17 protein-coding genes and 1 pseudogene are annotated in these 22,918 nt (G+C 58.3%); 11 read left to right on the top strand and 7 right to left on the bottom strand.

The window, feature by feature from the left end; all coding sequences use genetic code 11:
- Window positions 1-334: 334 nt before the first annotated feature.
- Entirely contained in the window at window positions 335-1,018 is a 684-nt protein-coding gene (locus QA640_RS10055) for an antibiotic biosynthesis monooxygenase (protein ID WP_283040521.1), read from the bottom strand.
- 578 nt (window positions 1,019-1,596) lie between these two features.
- Between QA640_RS10055 and QA640_RS10060 the strand changes: the two genes are divergently transcribed.
- Window positions 1,597-2,514 (top strand): NADP-dependent oxidoreductase, encoded by a 918-nt coding sequence (locus QA640_RS10060; RefSeq protein WP_283040522.1) that lies wholly within the window; start codon window positions 1,597-1,599, stop codon window positions 2,512-2,514.
- Window positions 2,515-3,415: 901 nt separating this feature from the next.
- Here QA640_RS10060 and QA640_RS10065 read toward each other — a convergent pair.
- From QA640_RS10065 to QA640_RS10075, 3 genes are all read right to left on the bottom strand, one after another.
- On the bottom strand, window positions 3,416-3,835 hold the full coding sequence (locus tag QA640_RS10065) for a hypothetical protein (protein ID WP_283040523.1): 420 nt from the start codon (window positions 3,833-3,835) through the stop codon (window positions 3,416-3,418).
- Window positions 3,836-4,314: 479 nt separating this feature from the next.
- Window positions 4,315-5,391, bottom strand: coding sequence for a LysR family transcriptional regulator (locus tag QA640_RS10070; RefSeq protein WP_283040524.1), 1,077 nt, complete (start codon window positions 5,389-5,391; stop codon window positions 4,315-4,317).
- Window positions 5,392-6,238: 847 nt separating this feature from the next.
- The gene (locus tag QA640_RS10075; protein ID WP_283040525.1) at window positions 6,239-10,927 is read right to left on the bottom strand and encodes a trifunctional serine/threonine-protein kinase/ATP-binding protein/sensor histidine kinase; all 4,689 of its coding nucleotides are present in this window, start codon (window positions 10,925-10,927) and stop codon (window positions 6,239-6,241) included.
- Window positions 10,928-11,211: 284 nt separating this feature from the next.
- On the opposite strand from QA640_RS10075, the pseudogene QA640_RS10080 reads away from it, so the two are divergent.
- Window positions 11,212-11,362, top strand: a pseudogene (locus QA640_RS10080) (IS5/IS1182 family transposase); the annotation flags it as partial.
- Window positions 11,363-11,483: 121 nt separating this feature from the next.
- Here QA640_RS10080 and QA640_RS10085 read toward each other — a convergent pair.
- Together QA640_RS10085 and QA640_RS10090 are read right to left on the bottom strand one after the other, a co-directional pair.
- Window positions 11,484-11,891, bottom strand: coding sequence for a globin domain-containing protein (locus QA640_RS10085; protein WP_283040526.1), 408 nt, complete (start codon window positions 11,889-11,891; stop codon window positions 11,484-11,486).
- A gap of 215 nt (window positions 11,892-12,106) precedes the next feature.
- Window positions 12,107-12,724, bottom strand: a complete 618-nt coding sequence (locus QA640_RS10090; protein ID WP_283040527.1) for a helix-turn-helix domain-containing protein — start codon at window positions 12,722-12,724, stop codon at window positions 12,107-12,109.
- 718 nt (window positions 12,725-13,442) lie between these two features.
- On the opposite strand from QA640_RS10090, the gene QA640_RS10095 reads away from it, so the two are divergent.
- From QA640_RS10095 to QA640_RS10110, 4 genes are all read left to right on the top strand, one after another.
- Entirely contained in the window at window positions 13,443-13,979 is a 537-nt protein-coding gene (locus QA640_RS10095) for a PAS domain-containing protein (protein WP_283040528.1), read from the top strand.
- Window positions 13,980-14,310: 331 nt separating this feature from the next.
- Window positions 14,311-14,769 (top strand): molybdopterin-dependent oxidoreductase, encoded by a 459-nt coding sequence (locus QA640_RS10100; protein WP_283040529.1) that lies wholly within the window; start codon window positions 14,311-14,313, stop codon window positions 14,767-14,769.
- Window positions 14,770-14,833: 64 nt separating this feature from the next.
- A complete protein-coding gene (locus tag QA640_RS10105) occupies window positions 14,834-15,490 on the top strand; it encodes a response regulator (RefSeq protein ID WP_283040530.1) in 657 nt (218 codons plus the stop codon).
- A gap of 342 nt (window positions 15,491-15,832) precedes the next feature.
- A complete protein-coding gene (locus QA640_RS10110) occupies window positions 15,833-16,225 on the top strand; it encodes a response regulator (protein WP_271587679.1) in 393 nt (130 codons plus the stop codon).
- A gap of 583 nt (window positions 16,226-16,808) precedes the next feature.
- Here the strand turns inward: QA640_RS10110 and QA640_RS10115 are convergent.
- On the bottom strand, window positions 16,809-17,708 hold the full coding sequence (locus QA640_RS10115) for a helix-turn-helix domain-containing protein (protein WP_283040531.1): 900 nt from the start codon (window positions 17,706-17,708) through the stop codon (window positions 16,809-16,811).
- A 2,275-nt stretch (window positions 17,709-19,983) separates the two neighbouring features.
- Here QA640_RS10115 and ccmC point away from each other — a divergent pair.
- The 5 genes from ccmC (at window position 19,984) to ccmE (ending at window position 22,891) form a co-directional block, all read left to right on the top strand.
- Window positions 19,984-20,757, top strand: coding sequence for a heme ABC transporter permease CcmC (gene ccmC, locus QA640_RS10120; RefSeq protein WP_283040532.1), 774 nt, complete (start codon window positions 19,984-19,986; stop codon window positions 20,755-20,757).
- Between the two features lie 31 nt (window positions 20,758-20,788).
- Complete coding sequence (locus tag QA640_RS10125; protein WP_235548142.1) at window positions 20,789-20,917, top strand: hypothetical protein; 129 nt, start codon at window positions 20,789-20,791, stop codon at window positions 20,915-20,917.
- Complete coding sequence (locus QA640_RS10130; RefSeq protein ID WP_283040533.1) at window positions 20,914-21,537, top strand: DsbE family thiol:disulfide interchange protein; 624 nt, start codon at window positions 20,914-20,916, stop codon at window positions 21,535-21,537. Before QA640_RS10125 ends, QA640_RS10130 begins: the two co-directional genes overlap by 4 nt.
- Before the next feature lie 199 nt (window positions 21,538-21,736).
- Complete coding sequence (gene ccmI, locus QA640_RS10135) at window positions 21,737-22,435, top strand: c-type cytochrome biogenesis protein CcmI (protein ID WP_283040534.1); 699 nt, start codon at window positions 21,737-21,739, stop codon at window positions 22,433-22,435.
- 3 nt (window positions 22,436-22,438) lie between these two features.
- A complete protein-coding gene (ccmE, locus tag QA640_RS10140; RefSeq protein WP_141934463.1) occupies window positions 22,439-22,891 on the top strand; it encodes a cytochrome c maturation protein CcmE in 453 nt (150 codons plus the stop codon).
- The last annotated feature ends 27 nt before the right edge of the window (window positions 22,892-22,918 follow it).

Consider the following 22,918-nt stretch of genomic DNA (forward strand, 5'->3'; position numbering starts at 1 on the left):
CAGTCGAAGGTGGTCGTTCGCTACAATCCTTATGGACCGAATGATGGGAGGGAGTGTCGGTTGCAAGCCACCGACCAAAATGATCGCGCAGGGCCAGGGCTGTTCCCTCACCATCCTTGGCATTAGATGGCTCTGTACGCACTTGACGCCTCGTCAGTCGTGTCAAGGCGGGTAGGGCCTCCGAAGGAACGACGCCGGGTGAAGCCAACGCCCCATTCAGGAACCTGGTTGGCAACAAGTCGTCGGAGATCAACAATGCGGGGGGTAAGCATCGAGAGGCTGGTCGAAGCCTAATCCACGATTCACTTTGCTCGGGCTCCAGGACGAAGCAATGTCAGGGGTGGATGGCCTCGCCGCCCTTGGCCTCAGAGAAATACTGAGGCGCCTCGCGACGGTCGTACTTCCCGTAGTCGCGTACAATCCGTACTCTCCGAACCCTTGCGCCGTCATCCAGCACGGAAGTGTCTTCGTACGCCTGCGCTGCAGCCGCGTTCTTCCAAGACATGAGCAGAATCAGATCGCCGGACGTGAAAGCATCGAAGATATCCCAGGACGTGCTTTCGGCGGCCCATGGATTCAGGCCGAGCCGCTCGGCGCATTCGTAGGCGTTGTTGGTCCGCTTCCATTCCGCGGGGCGAGTCGCGTTAATCAGAGTGACCGTCGTTCCCTCGCCGACTTCGGTCTCATCGAGCCTTTGCTCGGAGAGGGCGTACCCCGGCGGCACTTGATTGTCAGCAGTGATCTGGCCGATGCGCAGGCGGTAATCAGCAAGGATTTTGTCGCGGCCCTCCTGCTGAACCTCATGATGGGACCTGCAGGTGCGCCAGCGCACGAGCGACTTCTCATCCCGCCAGTTCGACAGTGAAAGGATCCAGCCCTCGCGGGTCAGGCTACGGTAACGGACGTTGTCGACGAAGCCATCGACCAGCTCAAGCTCGGGACGCAGTATCTTAACGTTGTGGAGATAGTCATTCCAGTTCTCTCTATTGGGCAGCGTCTCGAAAATCACTGAAAACATGTCGTATCGCGCTCCTTCAGTGCCGCCGCGTAATCGATCTCGATGTCGAGTGCCCCGGCCATGAACGCACTCGCAATTCTAGCTGGCCTAAGCTGTACGCTCTCGACCACACCCTGACGACCGCGCCCACCGCGATCGCGTTATTGATGAAGAGTCTACCGCAAAGCGATGTTTCGATACTCGCGTCAACACTTTTGGCGATTATCGAGAGTTCCGCTCGGGCTACTCGTCGAGAAGGAAGAGCCGCTCCGACACGGTCCTCGACACCAGCGCCGGCGCACGTCTTGCAGACGATCTATGGCAGACGTCAACCACGCCCCGCCGGCCTCCATAGCGTGCCGACCTATGGCTGAAGACGCCAATGCGGACCGGAAATCATCTTCCCAACCACTCACAATTTCGCTTCGTCGTAAGAAGCAGATGTTTCTACTCGTACCACATCTTTGACTTCTCGCACGCTGCATCGATGGCATCGATTCCATATCTACAGGTCATTGGACCATCGAGTTTCCCATCGTATTTTCGATCCTCTGCGAAAATATGATCATGATGACATACCACACTCGAAGAGGTGGACGATGAAAGCGATTATAGTGACCAACCAGGCCGCGGGAACGACCGGAATGAAGCTGGGAGAGCGGTCCCAGCCGCAGGCCGCGATAAACGACGTTGTCGTTGAGGTTCATGCGTCAGGATTCGTTGGGACTGAGCTGGCGTGGCCCTCGACCTGGACTGATCGTAGCGACCGCGACCGGACGCCGTCGGTCCCCGGGCACGAGTTGGCCGGAGTGGTCACCGCCGTCGGATATGGCACGACAGGGCTGTCGCTCGGGCAGCGAGTGTTCGGCCTCGCCGACTGGTACCGCGATGGTACCTTGGCGGAGTACGTCGCGGTCGAGGCACGCAATCTCGCGCCGCTGCCGGGCGACGTGGACTTCACGGTTGGCGCGAGCTTGCCGATCTCGGGCCTGACTGCATGGCAGGGACTGTTCGATCACGGTCGCCTCAGGGCGGGCCAGAGCGTCCTCGCGCACGGCGCCGCTGGCGCAGTCGGTTCGATGGTGACCCAGCTCGCACGCGAGGCCGGTGCCTACGTCATCGGAACCGGACGCGCCGCGGATCGTCAGAAAGCGCTCGACTTCGGCGCGCAAGAGTTCGTCGACCTCGAGAACGACGCCTTGGAAGACGTCGGCGACGTCGATCTGGTATTCGATCTTATTGGCGGCGACATCGGAAAGCGGTCCGCGCGGCTGGTTAGAGCCGGAGGGACGCTGGTGTCCATTGTCGGGCCGAGCGAGACACGGCCCGCCAACGTCTTGACAATCGACTTTGTTGTCGAGTCCGATCGCGCCCAACTAAGTGAGATCGTCCAGCGGGTGCGAGACGGACGGCTGCGGACGAACATCGGTATCGTCTCGCCGCTCCACGAGGCTGTGGCCGCCTTTAACCAGACCGAGCGGATCAACGGGAAGAAAATCATCCTCGTTCGTCCGTGAACGGCACGCGCCTATCGATGCACGTGGCCGACCGGCATTGCCCAGTTCAGGCTGCCTTCTTCGATGAAGTGAAAGCACGTGGGTGCCGTTCGGCCGCGCTGCGCGGATTGGCTGTCTTGCGTCGGTCGAACGGATCGGGCCGAGATCGCATGCCCTTGAGCTTATAGCGCCGACGGAATGAGAAACGACATTCGCGAACCGGAACGGGACGTTGATAGTGGGAGTCGGAAGATTGTCTTATCGAAAGCGACCAATAGTTTCCGCGCGAACCGATAAATGCGCAAGGTCTTAGACAGAGCAAGTCAACCAGCCAATGCCATGACAGGCTCTCGCGGATTACTGTGCGCTCATTGTCGATCGCGGAACTAAAATGTGATATGGTGTTACGTCAAGCCGTCCGGGGTGCAGCTGCGGCCCTTAGTGGCTGCGCCGCGATCTGGAAAGCAGCGATTGTAGTGCTGAAAATCCGTCCTCACTTCCCCGGAGTCTACCGCGGCCAATCGGGGATCCAAGAACATGCTCCGACTTACATACTGTCGGCAACCACCGACATTAGTCTTGATGGGATGCCGCCCAGTCAAATAGCGGTCCTCCAGCCGTTCTGAACGGAATTCACCGCTTGATCAGTCCGGTAGTCCAGAAAGTCGCTATCGACAACTACTTGATCACCAGCCAACCGCCAACTGCGTAAGCGTTGTAAGCAACGTCCCGATGAAGCGAACAGCTCGGTGTCGGGCAAGGCGCCGCCGCGCAGGATGTAGGCGCTAGCTATCTCGGCCGACCCACGCCGCCTTCTTTGATTGAGGACATATAAATCGTATCGATTGTAGTCTCGACGGCTACGATCTATTCAGCAACGATCGGCGTAACGTACCTATTTGGGGCAAATCTGCATGCCGCGTTAGAATCGAATCGATCGACACCTGATAGCCGGCGTCTCGAGATCGGCCACCAATACAGTGCCGACTTCGACCGCGCGGAGAACTGAGGTCGTCAGCAAGACCGCAACCGCGAGAATCCAGCAGCACCAGACGTAAGGCCCGCCAAAATGGGCGGTAGACGGGGCAGTGATGGAAATCGCGTCCAATGCGCTATCCACCCACAGATGCAGCCAGTAACGAATGATCCGGACGATCCCCGTCGCGTAGTCCACGAAAGCCGGCGGCAGCAGCGCCGTGGCGCGGGTCACCGCGGAAAACCAGAGCGCGACAGGACTGTTCTTGCCAAAGTTTATCCGGAACGGCGCGACCATCAAGACGATGGCTACAGGATAGTCGATTAAGTAGGTGTAGATGGACTTCGTGACGTTGCAAAATGGCATAACGCAACTCCTGCGTGCTGGGCTGCTCGGTCGAGTTATTGGGACATCGAGAGTAGAGGCGGCGCCCCCAGACCAGCCGTTGTGATTGGGCGACCCGTGCTGCCACCAAGTATCGATGAGGTGCATGAGGACAGTATTCTCGTCCGCGCGCCGTTAGAAATGCAGTATCGTTATCGTTTTCATTCTCTCCGGCGGTGGTGCGTCTACAGCTTTCAGACGCAAACGGTCTGCGGGCACTGGCAGATGGACGGCCGCAGTGATCTTCATTTGCGTCGCGCGTACGGGTGTAGATTGCCACGGGCGCCATACAGACATGCGCTGCGGCATGAACTCGCTGGCCTTACTGGTGCAGGAAGCCTTCAGGCGAGACCCGCACGGCGGCGATCTCTATGTGTTCCGAGGTAAAAGCGGCAAGCTGGTCAAGATCCTCCAGTACGGAGGGGACACACCAGCCCAGCTAGCTCGTTTCTCGCGAGTAGTCACCGCCGCTCGACTGAGTGAGGGTGCGAGACTTTCCGTGCTTCCCGATCTTCGCTCCGAATTATCCGAGGATCTCGTGAGCGATCGGCTCGGAGCCGTGACTCAAACAGGGAGCTTGTGGCTTGTGCATCGGGCCTGCGAATGTTGTCGTTGTTCGAGGCAGGTGCAGATGCGTTGCGGATTGTGTCCAGCACACCCGTCCAATCGCGAGCACGGGCAATTTTGATGAAGGCGTCAAGCGCTGGCGAATACCGCCTCCCCGCCACGGCCAAGAGCTGCACCTCGCACCGGACGGGATCGCCCTCAATCGGAATAGCGGCGAGCGATGGCAGCCTGGGAGCGTGCTCTGGGGCTAGGATGGCTCCAAAACCGGCGGATGCCATTTGCTGAAGATGCCGTTCCTGATCGCTGCTGTGCACAACTTTTGGACCTTGATGGTTGACAAGACAAGTCCGCACGAATCTACTTGCGACATCGCATCCTACCCTTTCGAGTAAAATCAACTCGTGCAAGTCTTGTAGCGGGATGACGGATTTCCTCGCCATTACATGTTCCCGAGGGAGGACGAGCATGTACCGCTCTTCGAACAGCGGCCAGCGATCGATACGCTCAGGTAGCTCCATAGCGTCGCCGACGAGTGCCGCATTGATTTCGCCATCCAAGAGCATCGTAACGAGCCCATTGGCATCGGCTTCGCGCAGATCGAAACGTAGATCAGGGATGGTCGTGGTGAGCTCCCAGAGCACTTCCGTAATGAGTGCGGCCGAGATGGATGGCGACAGTCCTATTTTGAGCCTGGCGATTGTCTTTTTTTGATAGCTTCGCGCCTGAAGCCGTACCGCCTCCGCGGCGGCAAATACTTGCTCGAGTGTGGGCAAAATCATCTTGCCCAACTCGGTGAGTTGGGTGAAACGACGTTCACGGTGAATCAACGCTCCGCCGAGCTCTTCCTCCAGCTTGTGAACCGCCTTTGTCAGTGCTGGCTGAGTCACATTGCATTGCTTTGCCGCTTGCGTAAAATTGAGCGTCCTTGCGAGGGCCAAGAAGTATCGCACCTGATGGAACTGCAGATGCATGCTCACACTCGAGAGATTTGCCATGGTCCGGACCATTTCAGGTCGTCGCCATGGGAAGCAGGGGCGATGGCAAAAGGATTGGTCGTGGAGTTTCCGACGAAATGGGAGCTGTGCATCGGCCCGGAGCTCTCGATATCCCTGGTGCGAAAAGTTCTCTTACCGACGCTCTTTCCTGCTAACGCCGCGGAGGATGATATCAGCTCAACTCGAGGGTCCGGAAAACACCCCGGATCATGAAGCTTGCATTGCGTCGATCCGATCTCGATATGCCGATAGCGATCTTGGATGTCGACGTTATGGGCGCAGCGTTTAGTATCCCTCACGGTCACTTCGACACCGGTGGGCAATACAGTTGACGCTGGGAATATGGTTCGCATCTGGTTATCCGTGACGCTGCTGTCCTGATGTCTCGCGAGAGATAGAGCAGATTGCGCGTGACGGTAAGCTCGGTTCTTGTTGCGGCGTTCTCATTCTTGCGGATTTATCGAGTGAGTAGTTCCGCTTCGTCTCTGGCCTGCTCGGCAGCTCCGTGGTCTCGATCACCTATCAATCTAAGTTGGCTTAAAAGTGAGCCGCGGCCTACAAGTGAGAATAAATTGCACAGGTCGCCCTTGGTTAGTTGATTGGTAGCTGCCCTTTTTGAATTAGCAACTAAAGCGCGCTTGCCACCCCGGGGTCGCCATCTGTCATTGCATCAAGGCGACTCAACGGGCCAACTCAATAACTGGTGCAGCTCTGTCACGTGAGCGACGGGCACGTGCTTGAAATCGCAAAAGCCGAAAGACACCAAGATTCGCACCGTCGATAGATATTCGCTCCGCTGTTGGTTCGCTGCAGGATATCCGATTCACGCGGCTCGATTTGACTGTGCGGGCAACGTGAATCGAAAACTTGCTCCCCGAGGTTCGGCGGCAGTGGCCCATAGTCGTCCCCCGTGCGCTTCGATGATGGTGCGGCAGATCGACAGACCCATGCCCAAGCCGCCGGGCTTTGTCGTATTGAAGGCGTCAAAGACGCGCTCAAGATCCGCTGAGCTCAGACCTGGACCCGAATCCCGCACCTCGACAAGAACGCCATCCGGCTCGCTCTTCGCGGTGGTGATCACCAATTCTCGCGCCCCCTCGCAGATCGAGCTCAAAGCTTCGATCGCGTTGATGATCAGGTTCATGATCACTTGTTGCATCTGAACCCGATCTCCTTGAATGAGCGGCAAGCCGTCCACGAGGTGTGACTGCACCACAATGCCATTCTTCTCGACTTCGCCACGGGTCAGGGCGATGACCTCGAGGATTGCTCCGTTGATGTCCACGTCTTCTTTCCGGAGAGGTGCTTTTTTGAAAAGCGCGCGCATCCGGCCGACGACCTCGCTGACGCGATTGCCGTTAGCAAAGATCCGGTTGAGAGCCTGCCGAGCTTTCTCCAGATCTGCCGGTTCTTTGCTTAGCCAGTGCAACGCCGCTGAGGCATTGTTGAGCGTTGCACCGATCGGCTGATTGACTTCATGGGCAATCGAAGCAGAGAGCTGCCCCATTGTTGAGACCCGATTCGCGTGCACGAGCTCCATCTGCACCTCGCTGTAACGCCGCTCGCTTTCGCGAATTTCCTCCTCTGCCCGCTTGCGCTGGGTTAAGTCTACCACGAAGGCAACGCCCTGGTCGTGTCGCCCGCCGAACGTCGCTGCCCCGACCAGCACCGGCACGCGGCTGCCGTTTTTCAGGAAGTACTCCTTCTCATAGGGTTGCACGGTTCCGGTCGCCTCCAGCTCGGCCACGCGTCGGTCGTCGGCATCGCGCCATTCGGTGGGCGTTAGATCCCGCCAGCGCAGTCGACCGGAGACGAGATCGTCGCGGTCGTATCCGACGATGCGGAGAAAAGCTTCGTTGGCATCGATGATCCGATCGTCGCGATCCCAGACGAAGATGCCGATGATGTTGGCATCCACTAGTCGTCGGATCCTGGCCTCCCGCTCGGCTAGCTCGCGGTACAGGCTGGCATTCTCTATTGAGATAGCCGCCTGGGAAGCGAGCAGTGTGAGGACCACCATTCGAGCAGGAGTAAATGCGGCAGTCGCAAAGTTGTTCTCCAAGTACAGCATTCCAATCAACTTGGTCTGCTTAAGTATCGGGAGGCAGAGCACTGATCGTGAGCGATGGTCGCGAATATAGGCATCTGCTGAAAACGAGCTCTGACTGGACGCATCGTGCAGGAGAACGCTTTCTTTTGTCCGAAGGACGTAGTGAAACACAGACTCCGGCAGATCAGCGGCCGTGACGCGTGCCTGTTTCAGGACCACGTTCACATTGTCACTGCTGGTTGTCGCTTCTGCTTCAATTTGATATTTGTCGTCCCGCGAAAGTATCAAGAGACCTCGATCGGCGCCCGCGTGTTCGATTGCTGAACTCATGAGGGTGTTGATTAACTTCTCGAAGACGATCTCGCCTGACACTGCTTCCGACACTCTGAGTACGGTAGCCAAGTCGAGTTGCTCGATGGGTGTCACTATCGTCGCCGCGGAATCCCGGATCGACTTGTCCACGTTGAGGTGCGGATAAAGCTCCTCGAGTTGGCGGACCTTTCCGTCGGCTCCCCAGCGCAGGTAGCAGGCCCGCGCCGCCCGCAAATAGGTCGCTGCGATCTTCTCGTAACCGCGCTCTGCGTAGAAGCGCCCGGCGATCTCGTTGGCAATTGCCTGGTTGTGCACGAATCCCTGTTTGTGAGCCTCGCGGATGGCCTTGTCGTACAGCTCCTGAGCGTTCTGCACCTGGCCCTCGAGGCGGGCGATTTCGGCGCCGACCAACGTGGCGCGATCTTCGAAGGTTTCGGGGTTGGCCTCCGTCCACATTTGGAGCTGCCGGTAGTGGTCCAGCACAGAGTCGAAATGCCTCGGTCTCTCCTCCGGTGTGGCGTGATCCCAGACCGCCGCATGCGCCAGCGCGCCATAGAGTCGATACTCCGCTGACTCGAACATTGCCGCCGACGTCCAAAGCAGCGGTTCGGCGTGTAGCGAGGCGTCAACCGCCGACGCAAGGTCTCCGGCGAAAAAGTGCGCCTGCAGCTTTCGCGTCCAGTAATAGAACTCGGCGAGCACCAGGTCGGGGCTCTTGGCTAAGCGGCGTTCGGTATCGAGTTCGCTGTATCCCTCGTGATCTAGGCATCCGAAAGTTCCAGTCAGCCCGCGCAAGGTGAGGATCAAACCGAGTTGTGCTTCGCAGCGCTCGATGGCGAGGCCGAAACGCACCCGCCTAGCGGATGCCAGGCCGTTCTCGCATTCCTTTTGCACTTCGGCGAGTGGATCCCCGGCCGCGAGGCAAACCGTGACAGTCAGCAACTCGCACTCGGCTGTTAGATACTCGATCGAGAAGATGAGCTGGTGATTACGTTTCCAAGTCTCTTCTGCAAGAAGGGCTCTGCCGGCTCTGAGATACTTGAGCGCCGAGTCGTATGCTGTCGAGAGCTTCGCGCGCCGGCCTGCGATCAGATTAAGTTCTGCGACGCGCTCGCGATCCTCGACTAAGGTAATGAGATCGGAGCCCCGGTTGAGTTGATTGACGATCTCAAATATCGCCTCCTCACGTTTTTCGACGGGCGTGTGCTCGGCGAGGAGCATTCCGATGCGCAGGTGAGCCTCGGCACGAAGCTCCTTCGGAATCAGCGAGTAGGCGGCTTCCTGTACGCGGTCGTGCAGGAAACCGTAGGAATTGTCGGCACGGAAGATGAGGCCCGATCGCACGGCTTCCCAGAGATGGTCGTGCATGTCCTCGACCGAGCCCTGATACCCAATCCGCAGCATCTCGAACTCTGCACTGTTGCCCATGCAGGCGAACTGCTGGAGTACCTTCTGAGTTTCTGGCGGAAGGCGCTTCAACTTCTCGACCATCAGCTCTACGACATTGTCGGTGAAGCCTTTGTCACGAATGCGAAGCAGGTCCCATACCCAACGGCGCTCGCGATAGTCGAATTGCAGTAGGCGATCGTCCGCCAGAGTAGAAATGAACTGGATTGCGAAGAACGGGTTGCCCGTGGTCTTTTCGTGGATCAAGTCTGCCAGTGGGGCGCCGCGCTCCAGTTGGCAGTGAAGGGAGTCCACAAGCAGTTTGCCTAGATCATCGCGACTGAGTGGTGTGAGAACGATGTCCTGCACTGCCGCTCCGGCCTGACGGATCGCTTCCAGCTTACGCACGAGCGGGTGGGTGGCATCGACCTCGTTGTCCCGGTACGCACCAATAAGCAGCAAGTGCTTTAAATCGTCGCGGGTCAACAGGTCTTCGAGGAGGTCGAGTGTGGCGACATCTAGCCATTGCATGTCATCGAGGAAGAGCGCGAGCGGATGTTCGGGTCGCGCAAATACGCCGATGAACCGCCGAAATACGATCTGAAAACGTCTCTGCGCTTCCTGCGGCGGCAGTTCGGGCACTGGCGGCTGTTCGCCAATGACATGCCTCAATTCCGGGACGAGATCGACGAGGAGCAGTCCGTTGGGACCCAGCGCCTCACGAAGTGCGTCCTGCCATTTGCGCAGGTCTTCCTCGTTTTGGCTGAGGAGCCGCCGGACCAGGCTCTGAAACGCCTGGGCCAGCGAGGCGTGCGGAATGTCGCGCTTGTACTGGTCGGATTTGCCTGATGCAAACAAGCCGCGTGGCGGCACGAGCGGCTTGTGGAGCTCATTGACGACTGCGGATTTTCCGATGCCTGAGTATCCAGAGACCAGCACCAGTTCTACTCGGCCACCGCCAACGATGCGGTCGAAGGCGGTCAGCAGAGCGTCAACCTCGCGGACCCTCCCGTACAGCTTCTCGGGGATCATAAGGCGATCTGGGGTGTCGTGAGCGCCAGGAGTGAAGTCATCGATCGACCCCTGGGACTCCCATTGGGACAGGCAGCGCCGAAGATCGCTCTCAACTCCCGCCGCTGTCTGATACCTCGCCTCCGCCGTCTTGGAGAGCAACTTCATTGTGATCGCGGAGACCGAGGCCGGTACGGTTCCTACCCGCTCACTGGGCGCGGCTGGTTGCTTCGCGATGTGACAGTGCACCCATTCCATCGGGTCGGAGGCCGTGAATGGAAGACTCCCGGTCAGCATCTCGTAAAAGGTCACCCCAAGCGAGTAAAGGTCGCTCCGAGAATCGACCGAACGGTTCATTCTTCCCGTCTGCTCGGGTGCCATGTAGGCGAGCGTTCCCGCGATGAACTCTGGAGGTTCGGGCGACTGGCGCTCGCGCGGAAGTTGGGAAGCAATCCCGAATCCCGTGAACCACGCGTTGCCGGTGTCGTCGACGAGGACATTCGCAGGCTTGATATCCTTATGTATGAGGCCCTGCTGATGGACTTGACCGAGTGTTCTTGCCAACCCAATGGCGGTGCTAAGGAAACGAGTCAAGTCGAGCGGTTGCCCCTGGTCACGCTCAAGAATCCGATCCAGCGGCTGACCGCCAGGGTCCTTGAGCAAGAGGATCGTCCGCCCTTCGTGACGAGTAATGGCCAGAGGCTTGGCAGCCCACGCGGGATCGAGTTCGGCTCCGAGCGAGTATTCGTGCATGAGCCGCCTGATACTCTGAGGCGACGGCTGTTCGAAGAGTGCGATCGCTAGGACCGGCGAGGAGGCGTCGTGCTTTCGGCCGCGGTAAAGGGTAAAGTCCGCGCTTTCCCGCAGGGGCACCAGCACGTACCCCGAGAGCCCCGGGATAGGTGACATTCTTGTTGCCACAGCATCACCACTTTACCAAGCTGCCTAACCTTCACGCAGCGCTATCATAGCGCTACCCGGTTCTCGCGCGCATGCGTCAATCAGGCGGTCTTCGTCCTATGCGTGCGATGCGCAATACGCCGGATCAACAGATATCGCTGACCGATCCGGATGCCCGCTCGATGGCCACCAGCGGACGTGGATCGGGTGTCGTCGGCTAAAATGTCCAGGTCGCGGTGGACACCGCGACACCATCTGATTGTTACGCACGAGGTCATAAACGTCGGTCGACAACGGCCGCGGGCCGATCCTATCCGTTTGCACACAACCAAGACCCGGAAAGGACATATCGGGATCACCGCTTCCAGAGAGGAAAAAAGGCGCTTAGTGCCAGGCGGGAGATCGTAAATCAGACGCCGGCCGCCGCTTTCATTTCACCCGCGAGTTCATCGTAGCAGACCGTCCACGCCTCACGAACAGCTGGCGTGAGATCCTCTCCAAGCGCCTGTTCGAGCGTCCAGAGCAACGCTTCCCGCACCGCGTCGTAGTCGGCGAGCTTAACCCCGTACTCGACATGGCGGACGGCAAGGTCATGGATCGCAGGCGAAAGTTGATCCAGCGCGGGTAGATTGTAGACGACCATAGCGAGCATGCTCATTAGCTTGACGCCCTGAATACGCATGTTGTTTCTGAAGAGCGGCCGGAAATTCGGATTGGTGGCGAATAGCCGCTCGTAGAACAACGCCCCGGCGACCTCAGGCATCGCCGCCAGCCGGGCGAAGGTGGTCTGAACGAGCTCCTGCTGCACAGCATCCACGATGTCATTTCCTTTGCGTGCGGGCGCGGCTCACTCGGCTGCGCGCGACACATGATAGCAATCGGATGCGACACCTCAGGCGCATAGAAGCGTCGTGCAACCTGACGCATCTCCGTGGGTCGCGACATCATTCACACGGAAGCAGTGGCGAGGTCGTCTCATTTAGCGCCAAGCAACGTCTCATTTAGCGCCAAGCGGGAGATCGCCCCGAGCATTCACGATGTGTCCTTTCCTGTCGTGCGCTGGCCATTCTCTCGTCCTTGCGACGCCGCACGCAGCATGGTGGGCGGGCTACCGAACTCGCTTGCGAACGCGCGATAAAACGTCGCCATACTGTTGAACCCCCAGCCAAAAGCTATATCGATCACCGATCGGCCGGTTCCCGTCGCGTCGGCGACGGCGTCGCGGCACCGGAGCAGTCGCTCGCGCGAAACGTATCGGGCGAAACTGACATTGTTTGCCTCGAACAGGCGATGCAACTGGCGCGCCGAGATGCCGAGTGCGGCCGCGGCGCTGGCGGCGGTCAAGGAAGGATCGGCGAGATGCAGGTCGACGTAACGCTTGGCGGCCGCGAGCCGCGCCGATTGTAGCGAATCCCGCCCCCCATTGATGCCTTCGTTGGAGATGTTACAGCTCAGTGCCACGAGACCGCAGAGATTGCGCAGCACGGCTTCACCGTGTTCGTTGGAGAGCAGCGGGGCTTGCCCCTTCACCGCATCAATAGCTGCGCCGAGCAGCGAGCCGAGCGGCGAGGCACCGGCCAACCGAAACGGGCGTTCCAGTCGACCCCCGCTTATAAGCGGCGAGAGTGCAGCCCACGGGATGACCAGCATGTCGAACGACTCTGGGCCTTTCCATTCCGCGTTGAATTGCCATTCGGTCGAGCTTATGCAGAAATCACCGGGCTCATGAATCAGGTCGACTGGCGTGCTGCGTGCCGCGGCCCTCCAGATGACCGGCGCGCGAAATCGGTGGACGAAGAACGCTTCAATCTTGTCCCTGGCTACGTCGGCCGCCGTCCGTTGGACCCTCTCAAGTCCCGAACTTATCTCCAGCAGCGCAAATTCGCCTGCAATCGATCCACTCGCTTCCGCGCGAAAGGCAGCGGGATCCAGAATCTCGCCCGGCGTGATGCTATGGGCCTGCTTCGCGAAATAGTCGCACCAGAACCTCACGCGGTCGCGCGGCGCAATATGGTCCGTGGAAAAATGGACTTGCATGATCATCCCGTGGGCCGACCAAATGCCTTGGAACCTAACTTAGACCGGTTACACGGGCAAAGCGAGGGTACCAGACTTTGGGGCTGCCACTTTTTAAGGGCGGATGTGGAGAGTTCCTTTGCGTCTCGGTTCCAGCGGGCGAGCTGATCACCGCACCCGCCTCTCCGCGGCCTTAACTGAACAACAACCGAATGGCGATCGGCGCAAAATGAGACATCGTGCGGCGCACGGTGAGACGACGGTAGTGACCTGCGAGACTATGCTTACTCAAATTCGAGTGTAAGGCCGAGTAGGTCCTATGAACAAGGTGGGTACACAAAGGAGGTTGAAAATGGCAACCAACGCAACAAGCACGATGATTTTGGATGGCGACTTCGACAAAATGGACTTCCGAGGAGAAGTCGTCGACGGGCACCTCGTCACAAAAGGAATTCTTGCAGACCAAGCGGCAATAGATTCTATCCCAGTAGGGATATACGTTCTCGAAAAGGATGCCACTGTCGTCAAGTGCAACAAAGCTGCAATCGCGGGTTGGGGACGCACGCCGTCTCTGGGAGCCTCGGAGAAGTATTGCGGGTCACACCTTCTGCGTTACCCTTCAGGAGAAGTGATGCCGCACGAACTTGCACCACCATCCGTGGTGATCAACAACGGCGCCACCGTTCGCAACGCCGATGTGATTTGCGAGCATCCCAACGGCAATCGTCTCCTGGCGCTCGTTAATGTCTTTCCGATTCGTGACAACGACGACGAAGTGATCGGAGCCGTCAACATTTTCCGTCACAATACCAGCAAGACTGTCCCTGGCTTACTCTCCGAGTCTGCAAGTAATTCCGATTCCGAGATCGGTGAGGGGGAGGAGCAGTGAGGCTCCCTTCGCCGCTTCGGGTTCCGTAGTTCTTCATAGGGACCTTCTCGGCATGTGGCGTACCGGGAGCTCAAAGTTTGTCCGCCGCACCCGGCTGACCGCGTTTTCGGGCCCTGGAAATTACAAGGTACGCGAACTAGGCGCGCGGTGCTTTTGCGCGCGCCATACTTTTGCGATGGAGCTAGCTGTGCGATCGAACGAGCGACGTGAACGAGAGCGTGAGTTGCGTGCCGCTGGGCGGCTGCCCCCAGGACAGTCGCTTACGCTCGAGTGGCCGGTGAAGCATGTGGGCCCGGTGCCGGTCTTTCGTCCCAGGACGTGGGATTTTCGAGTGTTCGGCCTGGTAGAGGAGCAACTGCGGCTTTCGTGGGAGGAACTTTCCAATCTGCCGCAGAGCGAAGTATTTGCGGACATGCACTGCGTAGTGCACTGGAGTCGGTTCGACAACCATTGGGAAGGATTGCTCGCCACAGAATTAATGAAGCGAGTGAAGCTGCGGCCAGAGGCGCGGCATGTGATGGTCCATGGCGAGAATAACCACACGGCAAACCTGCCAATCTCGGATTTTCTGCGCCCGACGACGATCTTCGCCCTACGGCATAACGGCGAACTCCTTACGGCCGAGCATGGCTACCCGTTGCGCCTCGTGGTGCCAAACCTCTATGCGTATAAGAGCGTGAAGTGGGTACGCGGGATCGAGTTTTTGGATCGCGAATCGCCGGGCTTATGGGAATTTAACGGATATCACATCCACGGCGACCCATTCAAAGAGCAACGATCTTCGAGCTGAAACTCGGGACCGAACCTGGAGCGCCGGCAGCTGATATTTTTACACGAAGTTGGGAGAGTATCTCGTGGCGCAGCATTCTATTCAAAAACGCGCAGTAGCCGAGGAGCCAACTATAGCCGTCGTTGACGATGACAGGGACTTCCGCGACTCACTCGGAGATCTGTTCAACTCGGTCGGCTTCAAGGTCAAGTTGTTTGGGTCGGCCGCGGAGCTGCTCGAAGGCGAATTATTACCCGACGTGGCGAGCTGCCTTGTACTTGACGTTAGATTGCCGGGCTTGGGCGGTCTCGACTTCCAAACCGAGCTGTCGAAAATGAACGCTTCCATTCCCATCATCTTCATGACCGGCCACGGCGACATTCCGATGTCGGTTAAGGCGATGAAGGCAGGCGCTGTCGATTTTCTGACGAAGCCGTTCCGCGATCAGGACATGCTGGATGCGGTGACGATCGCACTGGAGCGCGATCGGACGCGGCGAAAGGTCGAGCAGCGGCTTACGGACCTGAAATCGCGTCTCGAACGTTTAAGCCCGCGCGAGCGAGAGGTGCTGGCTCTCGTGACCTCTGGATTAAAGAACAAGCAGATCGCTTTCCAGCTAGGCGTAGCTGAGATCACTGTGAAGGCGCACCGCGGCCACGTGATGCAGAAGATGGGTGCGCAATCGCTAGCCGAGCTTGTCAGAATAGCGGAGACGCTCGGTATAAAGTCGCCACGGTCCTAATCGCTTCGTGGTGGCTCCATCAGCGAAAATTGTTTAGGCGCAAACCAACTGAAGCTTTTGATGCCGGAAGTGCCCCCCTGACGCGTCGAGCGCAATGACCTGGCATCAGCGCACGCGTTCGGAAGTGGCCCAAATCGGGTTGACCTATTCAGAAGTTCTGGATCAATTATTCCAAAGTATAGCATCGATTATTCCGAGGTCTGGCATGGGCCGTCCACAATATAATCGCGGCTCCAAACGTTTGTCGTTACAGTACGATGATTGGATAGCCGCGCGGTGCGCTTCTTGAGATACGGAACGCGAAATGCGGCGGTCCGCGTCCCCAGCATAGAAGGCGGGGATATGTCTAGCGAGACTCAGATTTCGATCATCGATGATGATGAGCAATCTCGCGAGGCGTTAGCGGGTCTCATGCAGGCAGTGGGCTTCACGACTGAGGTCTTTGCATCCGCAATGGATTTCTTGGCGTCTCCTAACGTCCGCCATACCTCCTGTTTGATCGTTGATGTCCACATGCCGCGCATGACTGGGACTGAGTTGCATAGCCGCTTGGTAGGATCTGGCTATGACATACCAACAATTCTGATCACGGCTTACCTCGATGACGGCGCGCGAACTCGAGCTCTGGGTCAGGGCGTCGTTGGCTACCTGACCAAACCCATTGACGAAGAGGTTCTGCTCGGATGCGTCGAATCGGCTCTGCAGCGCGCAAAATCGGATGAAAACCCATCATGACCGCGAAATCATCTCCACCAAGGCCGTTCAACAAATGAGAGGGTTCCAGCGTGGAACGCGGTGGGCCACGAGAAGTTCGCCAGTTTGATGTCCTCACCTCCATGCTGTAGCCGCCCGATGAATGTCAGCTCACCTTCACGCTCCGTTAGCAGCGACGGATTTAGGGAACCCGGGATCACTCGGTGGCGTTTGGGCGGGGCGGTCCCCTTTGCGCCGCTTCAGCTTTCGGTCGCTTTGCTGAGCTCCCACGGCGGGATTTCTGCGTTCTGTTCGCCACGAGTCTTCCGGCTCCTATCCGGTTGCTGGTGGGCTATGGGGGAGCATCGAGTACGGCAGATCTCCGATTTGCGGCGTGTTAACCGGTTCGGCGGATTAAGACCGAAATGACCCGTTTACGTGGGATACCGTGCTCACCGTTACGTCGCGCGAATGGATACTGCTAGGCCATCACTCGTAGATGCAGGTCTTCTTCCGGCTCGTGAGCTGCGTTCCTAAAGCGCCGAAAGCCAGACCGACCTCGACGCAATGAGAGGCCGAGATGCCTCCACATTCCGAATAGCAAACTTGGTCGCGACGTCGCAGGTCATTCATATGTCAAAGGAGAAGCCACGCTTCGGCGGTAATCCGCCGGGGCAATTCCCGTCGCCTTCCGGAACGCCGTGGCGAACGCGCTACGACTGCTGAAGCCTACCGCCCGACCGATTTCCGTCATCGAGCCCGCTCGTTTTTCCAGCAGCAACTTGGCGTGCTCAACACGATGCTTAGTTTGGTACCGATGTGGCGGCATTCCGAGAGATTGCTTGAATACCCTGCAGAAATGATATGGGCTCAGACGAACGAGCTGCGCCAACGTGCCAATCGGTATCCGCTCATTGAGATGTTCCTGGATATAGGCGCTGACGAGTCGTTGCTGCCACGGTGCAAGGCCGCCTTGGAGTTGAGGTTGAATGCTGGGCGTCCCGCAAGTGAAACGCACGATTTCATGTATGAGCAGAGTACCGAGACTCCCGAAGTACATCGGGTCTCCTGCACGGCTCTCGACGAACGTCTTCAGCTTGAGCGCGGTGTGCCAGAGCGTTTCGTCTTCAAATAGTATACGTGGAGCGTTCGGTAGGTCGGTGATGCCACGCCTAGAAAGAGCCTTCAGGTTCTCAGGTTCGAAGTAGAAGTACATGAGCCGCATCTGCGACCCGCGCAGCTCGTGCCAATCGTGAAATTTGTGGCCAGCCGGCACGAATGTCAGTTTCCGCTCGAGGTTTCGGAGCGCAGATCGCGGCAGACCTTCCACGAATGTCTCTCCTTCACTGCGCTCTCCCTTCTCGTACATCACGAGCATATGGACTGCAGCCCGAAAATGATTCTGGATTCTACCTCGTCCGGTGAATCGCAAGGATTCGGCCGTCATGCCATGCCCATTTACCTTGAAGCGCGCCACGGTGTCGGAAGGAGAGATTTCAACGACAGGATGGATCACGTCCGCCACGAGGTGACCATCTGATTGGCGAATTGTATCAAAAATGGAGCAGTCATGGTCGCCTTCAAAGTTTCGGGACGGGGTTATCGGGAGCAACGCTTGCGATCTTGAAAGCTGGTGCCGATCGTTAGGGCCACGCGGCGAACGGCGTAGCGTCGTCGAATACTCCCGTAAACGGACTTGGTGGAGTTCGGCTCCCAGTTTGGAGGTCGGAAGCAGTAGGGGGCCTTCTGGCATGGCTTCTCCTGTTCGCTCAAAGTGGGTTCGTGCTGTCAACTGACCGTCATTTGCTAGACACATGGGGTCGACCTCCGGGTGCCTATTCAGGACTCTTTAATTCCGTTGTCGCGGTGTTTCTGCGTGGGCACTAGGCCGAGCGCCGGCTTTCTTCACCCGAATCCGCGACGAACGGGTCGAGGTGAGCATGCCGTGTGATACCTTGGTCCTCAATTGCACTCGCATTTGCGCGTCTGACAGGAAGGGCCAAACGGGGATAAACTTTCGCGGAGCCGAGCTGCGACTTTCGTATATCCAGGCTTCGACTTAATTCACGCGGAGCTTCACATGGCCAACTCGGAGTCCTGAACCGTCGGGCGCGCCGCCGAGTTGGTTGGATGTCCCTCAGGATCCCGCGCATGCTAGGGAGAAGCACAAGACCAGAAATACCGGGCGGCGGGTCCTAACCTGGAACGACTGTTCTTCAAGCGCCTATTGTTTTGCCTGGACCCAATTTTGGTGCAGCTCTAGTTTGCCGCGCCGGCTAGTCAGGCCTGTAGCAAATCAATAATTCCGTACGCCCTACTCGGAGGCAAACTATGCAGTCGCCGAGCAAACTCGTCAGACGCGGCAAATTAGTCGTTCGGAGGTGGTAGATCATCGCGTCCGCCCGAGCTTGCGACTTTGTGGCGAGTGCAATCGAAATGCGTACCTAATCTTCGCGGTCACAACATCATAGGCCACTATGCGCTTATCGTGATTGGTGCGAGATAGTTCTCACGAGTTCGGTCACGGGTTTGATTTTGAAGATGCGTGGCCGATTCTCGAAGGATGCACTGGTACCGCGATGGCCGTTTGGAAACGTACCGCTTGATAGCGCTCCCCGTGGCCCGCATTTTCTATCCCGGCCCCTGAGACCCGCGAAGCCGATTGCTACGCGGACACCCCTAACTCCCTCCGTACTGGTCTTGATCGTAGGCCTGCAAGATGCGGACAAAATCGGCCGTGCTGGATTGGTCTCGATTTTCGGCCATAGCCCCAAGTTGTGTGTTGGGCGCGGGCGGGCTCCCTCGCCAAAACCAGATTAGGAGATCCACGATGTTTTTCATGGTCGGCTCTCCGCAGCGAACCGTCGAACTACGGGCTTGCGGGATCGGCGAAGCACGTTTCGGTCAGGGGAAGGGTCGGTCGGGCGCTACGCCGCCGACCTTATCCTGCAACTGCCTGCTCGCGGGCCGGTTCCGTTGCGTTTCATTCCGTATCAACAGCTAGCACGGAGCGCGTGATCGACGCCATTGGGCGCAGGTATCAAGTGACAGTGCAGAGGTATTGGTTGAATAGAACGCTGGTCTACTCCGGAATGAGAGTACGCAAAAGAAGGGCCGCCTGCGTTGCCACAAGCGGCCCAAGTCTAGGGAGGCGCCCAAGGTGGGCAGCGATGGCGGGGGGGGAGAGGACCATCGCAGCCTCATACATACGATGATCGCGATCGCCGGCTCAATTGAACGCTGGTACAGGTCAGCCATCCAAATGCAGCAAGGGTCCTATACGAAAGGTCAAGACGCTCGCCGCTCGGCGAACCGCTTCTACGGACCTAAGCCGCTAGCTTACCGCACTCCACATCGACATGGTCATAATTGCCGCCTCCGGATCAAGCGGCGAGCCAGGAGCACGGATAGCCGTTGAGTGCTTCGACCGTTACCACGACAGGCATGCGTCAGACGCGAGGCCACTTATCCAAGTGATCGCGCATCCCCAGACGCTTTCCACATCCTCAATGCCAACTACGTGACTGCACAAACCCGAGCCTCAAAGCGTAGCCAAATATTCTTCGTGCAAAATCAGCGTCCAGGATCAAACCTCATCGGGCCGACGTCTCGATAGTCATGTCTAAACTCCGACCTTCGGGCATCGAAATGATAACTGAGGGTAATTTGCGAACCCGTGCCTCTTGTGATGCAATACTCATCTGCTTGCAGGCGACCCGAGAGCAGAGTCCTTTCGCGAGCCGCGTTCGGAAGCGAGCGAACTCCCCCCGCCTGCAGGTTGGCATCGAGGAGAGCGAAATTTGAAGCTCAGCTTTAGCGCCTATAGCAATCCGGGCAATTTCGTGCGCATTACCGCAAAGCTGCTTCCGTTGCTTTGGGGTTCGACAGCCGTCGCGTTCGCGCTTGGTCTATTTGGAACGTTCGGTGCGCCCCCCGACTATCAGCAAGGTGAGACGGCGCGAATAATGTACATCCACGTCCCCGCCGCCTGGACAGCGATGCTCGCCTACACGTTGATGGTGGTGTCTTCGCTTGGATCATTGGTATGGCGTCATCCACTCGCCGATGCGGCTCAAAAAGCGGCCGCACCCCTAGGCGCAGCTTTCGCTTTCATCTGCCTGGTCACGGGCTCGTTGTGGGGCAAACCAATGTGGGGCACATATTGGGTCTGGGACGCACGGCTCACTTCCATGCTGGTTCTGCTTCTCATTTATCTCGGTCTCATCGCGCTCTGGCAGACAATCGAGGACCCGAGTAGAGCGGCACGAGCAGTTTCGATTATGACCCTGGTCGGTTTTATCGATATTCCGATTGTGAAGTTCTCGGTTGATTGGTGGAACACGCTCCACCAACCGGCGTCGGTGTTCCGGATGGAGGGCACGGCGATTGCTGGCTCGATGCTATGGCCGCTGATCGTTATGGCGCTCGCATACACACTTTTGTTCGTGACTCTCCACGTTATGGCGGTTCGCAACGAGATCATGCGACGCCGAGCCCGGCGGCTTGCGATCACGCTAGCGGTAAATGGCGAGGCGGCGATGACCCGTATGCTGTCTGCCGAAATAGCTTCCTGAGCAGACCATGTTGCGGCATGACGGATTCATTATGGCGGCGTTTCTGGTGACGGGCACTGTTCTAGCTGGAATGATTGTAGCAGTGCTTATCGACTACCGCTTTCAGCGCCGTACCTTGTCTCGTCTTATTGATCACTCGGATCGGCGCGGTCGCGCATGAGCAATATCCCGGCCTCAATTCACCTATCATCGAGTGCCACGCCGCCTCAACGCCGAGTGGCCCGCTTGTGGGTGGTTATCCCTTTATTGGTCTTCTGCGGAATTGCGGCACTACTTCTAGTGCGGCTCGGGGCCGGAGACCCCTCACTCGTGCCCTCTGCTCTAATAGGCAGGTCAGTACCGCAATTTGCGCTGAAGCCGCTCGAAGGGCTTTCAACATCCGGTCCACCCGGCTTGTCGAGCGCAGATTTGCGGAGAGGGCACGTGACAATCTTGAACGTGTTTGCATCATGGTGTGTTGAGTGTCGGGAAGAAGAAGGGGCCCTAATGGCGTTGGCGAGCGACCCGGCTCTGCAGCGACGGGGCGTGAAACTCACCGGCATTGTGTACAAGGACGATCCAAAAAATGCGTTGGCCTATCTCGTCGCTCACGGCAACCCGTTTGCACAGGTCGGCACTGACCGCTCGGGCCGAACGGGAATCGATTTCGGTGTCTATGGCGTTCCCGAGACCTACGTGATCAAGGGCGATGGCACAATCGCTTACAAGCTGGTTGGTGGCATCTCGGACGCAAGTCGGCCTGGTTTGATGGCGGCGATTGCCGAAGCGGCGCGTCCATGACGACTCCATTGCACTCCGCGATGGATGCAAGACGGATCGGTTCTTGTCTCGGCGTCGTAGGGCTCCGTCCGCTTACATTGTTCGCAAAGTCCGACCGGCCAATGAAAACGGCACAGTCGGTTAGCCCGAGCTTCAACGGCGGCAGATACCGGCGGGTGGGGCGATATGCGGTGGCGAGGACAAACGGAGGTCTTGAAACGTGCTGTGGGCCATTTTTGCAATGATGACGTCTTCAGTCGCGCTGGCGCTGGCGAGGTCGCTTTCCGAGCGGCGCGTGGTCGTTCGCGCTCACGATCCGAATGTGACGTTCTATCGCGATCTTCTGACTGAAGCGGATGAAGACGTGCGCTGCGGACTGCTAGCATCTCAAGATGCCGTGACGACTCGCGCCGAGATCGAGCGCCGGCTGCTCGCGTCACTCAACTCGGCATGCGAGGGCCGGCCGCATGCGTCCCGTCGTGGAGGTGAGCGACGCGGCGCGGCGGCTTTGGCGATCGTCTTAATGCTGCCGCTCGTCGCGCTCGCGTCGTACCTCAAGGTCGGCGCTCCCAGCCAACCCGACATGCCGATCGCATCGAGGCCGTCCAATGGAGATTTTAGCCTCGCTGCCGCGGTTCCTGACATCCACGCCGGCCAAGCCGGAGCTAACATTGCAGGGCTTCCTCCAGAGCAACGGAGCAACGCGATCCGGGGTATGGTAGCGGAGCTCGCCGAGAAACTCTCGAAGGACGGCCATCACCTTCAAGGATGGCTACAACTTATTAGGTCTTACGCGGCGTTGGGTGAGCGCGAGAAGGCCGAGGCGGCTGTCGCAAGCGCACGTGCTCAGCTAGCAGGCGATGCGCAAGCGTCGACTCGCGTGGATGAACTCGTCAGACAGCTTCGTTTAGAGGAGTAGATCTTGACGCGAAAGGGCAGGCGCCTCGCTATCATCAGCGCAGCTGGCGTCACTTTGACGATCGCGATAGGGCTCATCCTGTTCGCGTTGCGAGACAGTATTGTCTTCTTTTATGGGCCGAGCGAACTGGCCGCAAAGGCGCCGCCGCCAGGCACCCGGCTGCGCATCGGCGGGCTAGTGAAACGTGGCTCACTCACCCATGAAGGTTCGTCGACTGTCATCTTCGCGGTGACAGACCTAAAGCACGATGTCGACGTCAGCTACACCGGATTGTTGCCGGATCTCTTCCGTGAAGGACAGGGCGTTGTCGCCGAGGGCACCGTGGAAGGACCGAGCCTTTTTCATGCCGACACCGTGCTAGCAAAACACGACGAGCGATATATGCCCAAGGAGGTAGCTGACGAGCTCAAGCGAGAAGGTACTTGGCGCAACGAAAGATCTGCGCGAGCGCAATAGCGCCGCGCCCACGAAACATCCCAGCTG

The sequence above is a fragment of the Bradyrhizobium sp. CB82 genome (assembly GCF_029714405.1).
Classification (GTDB): domain Bacteria; phylum Pseudomonadota; class Alphaproteobacteria; order Rhizobiales; family Xanthobacteraceae; genus Bradyrhizobium.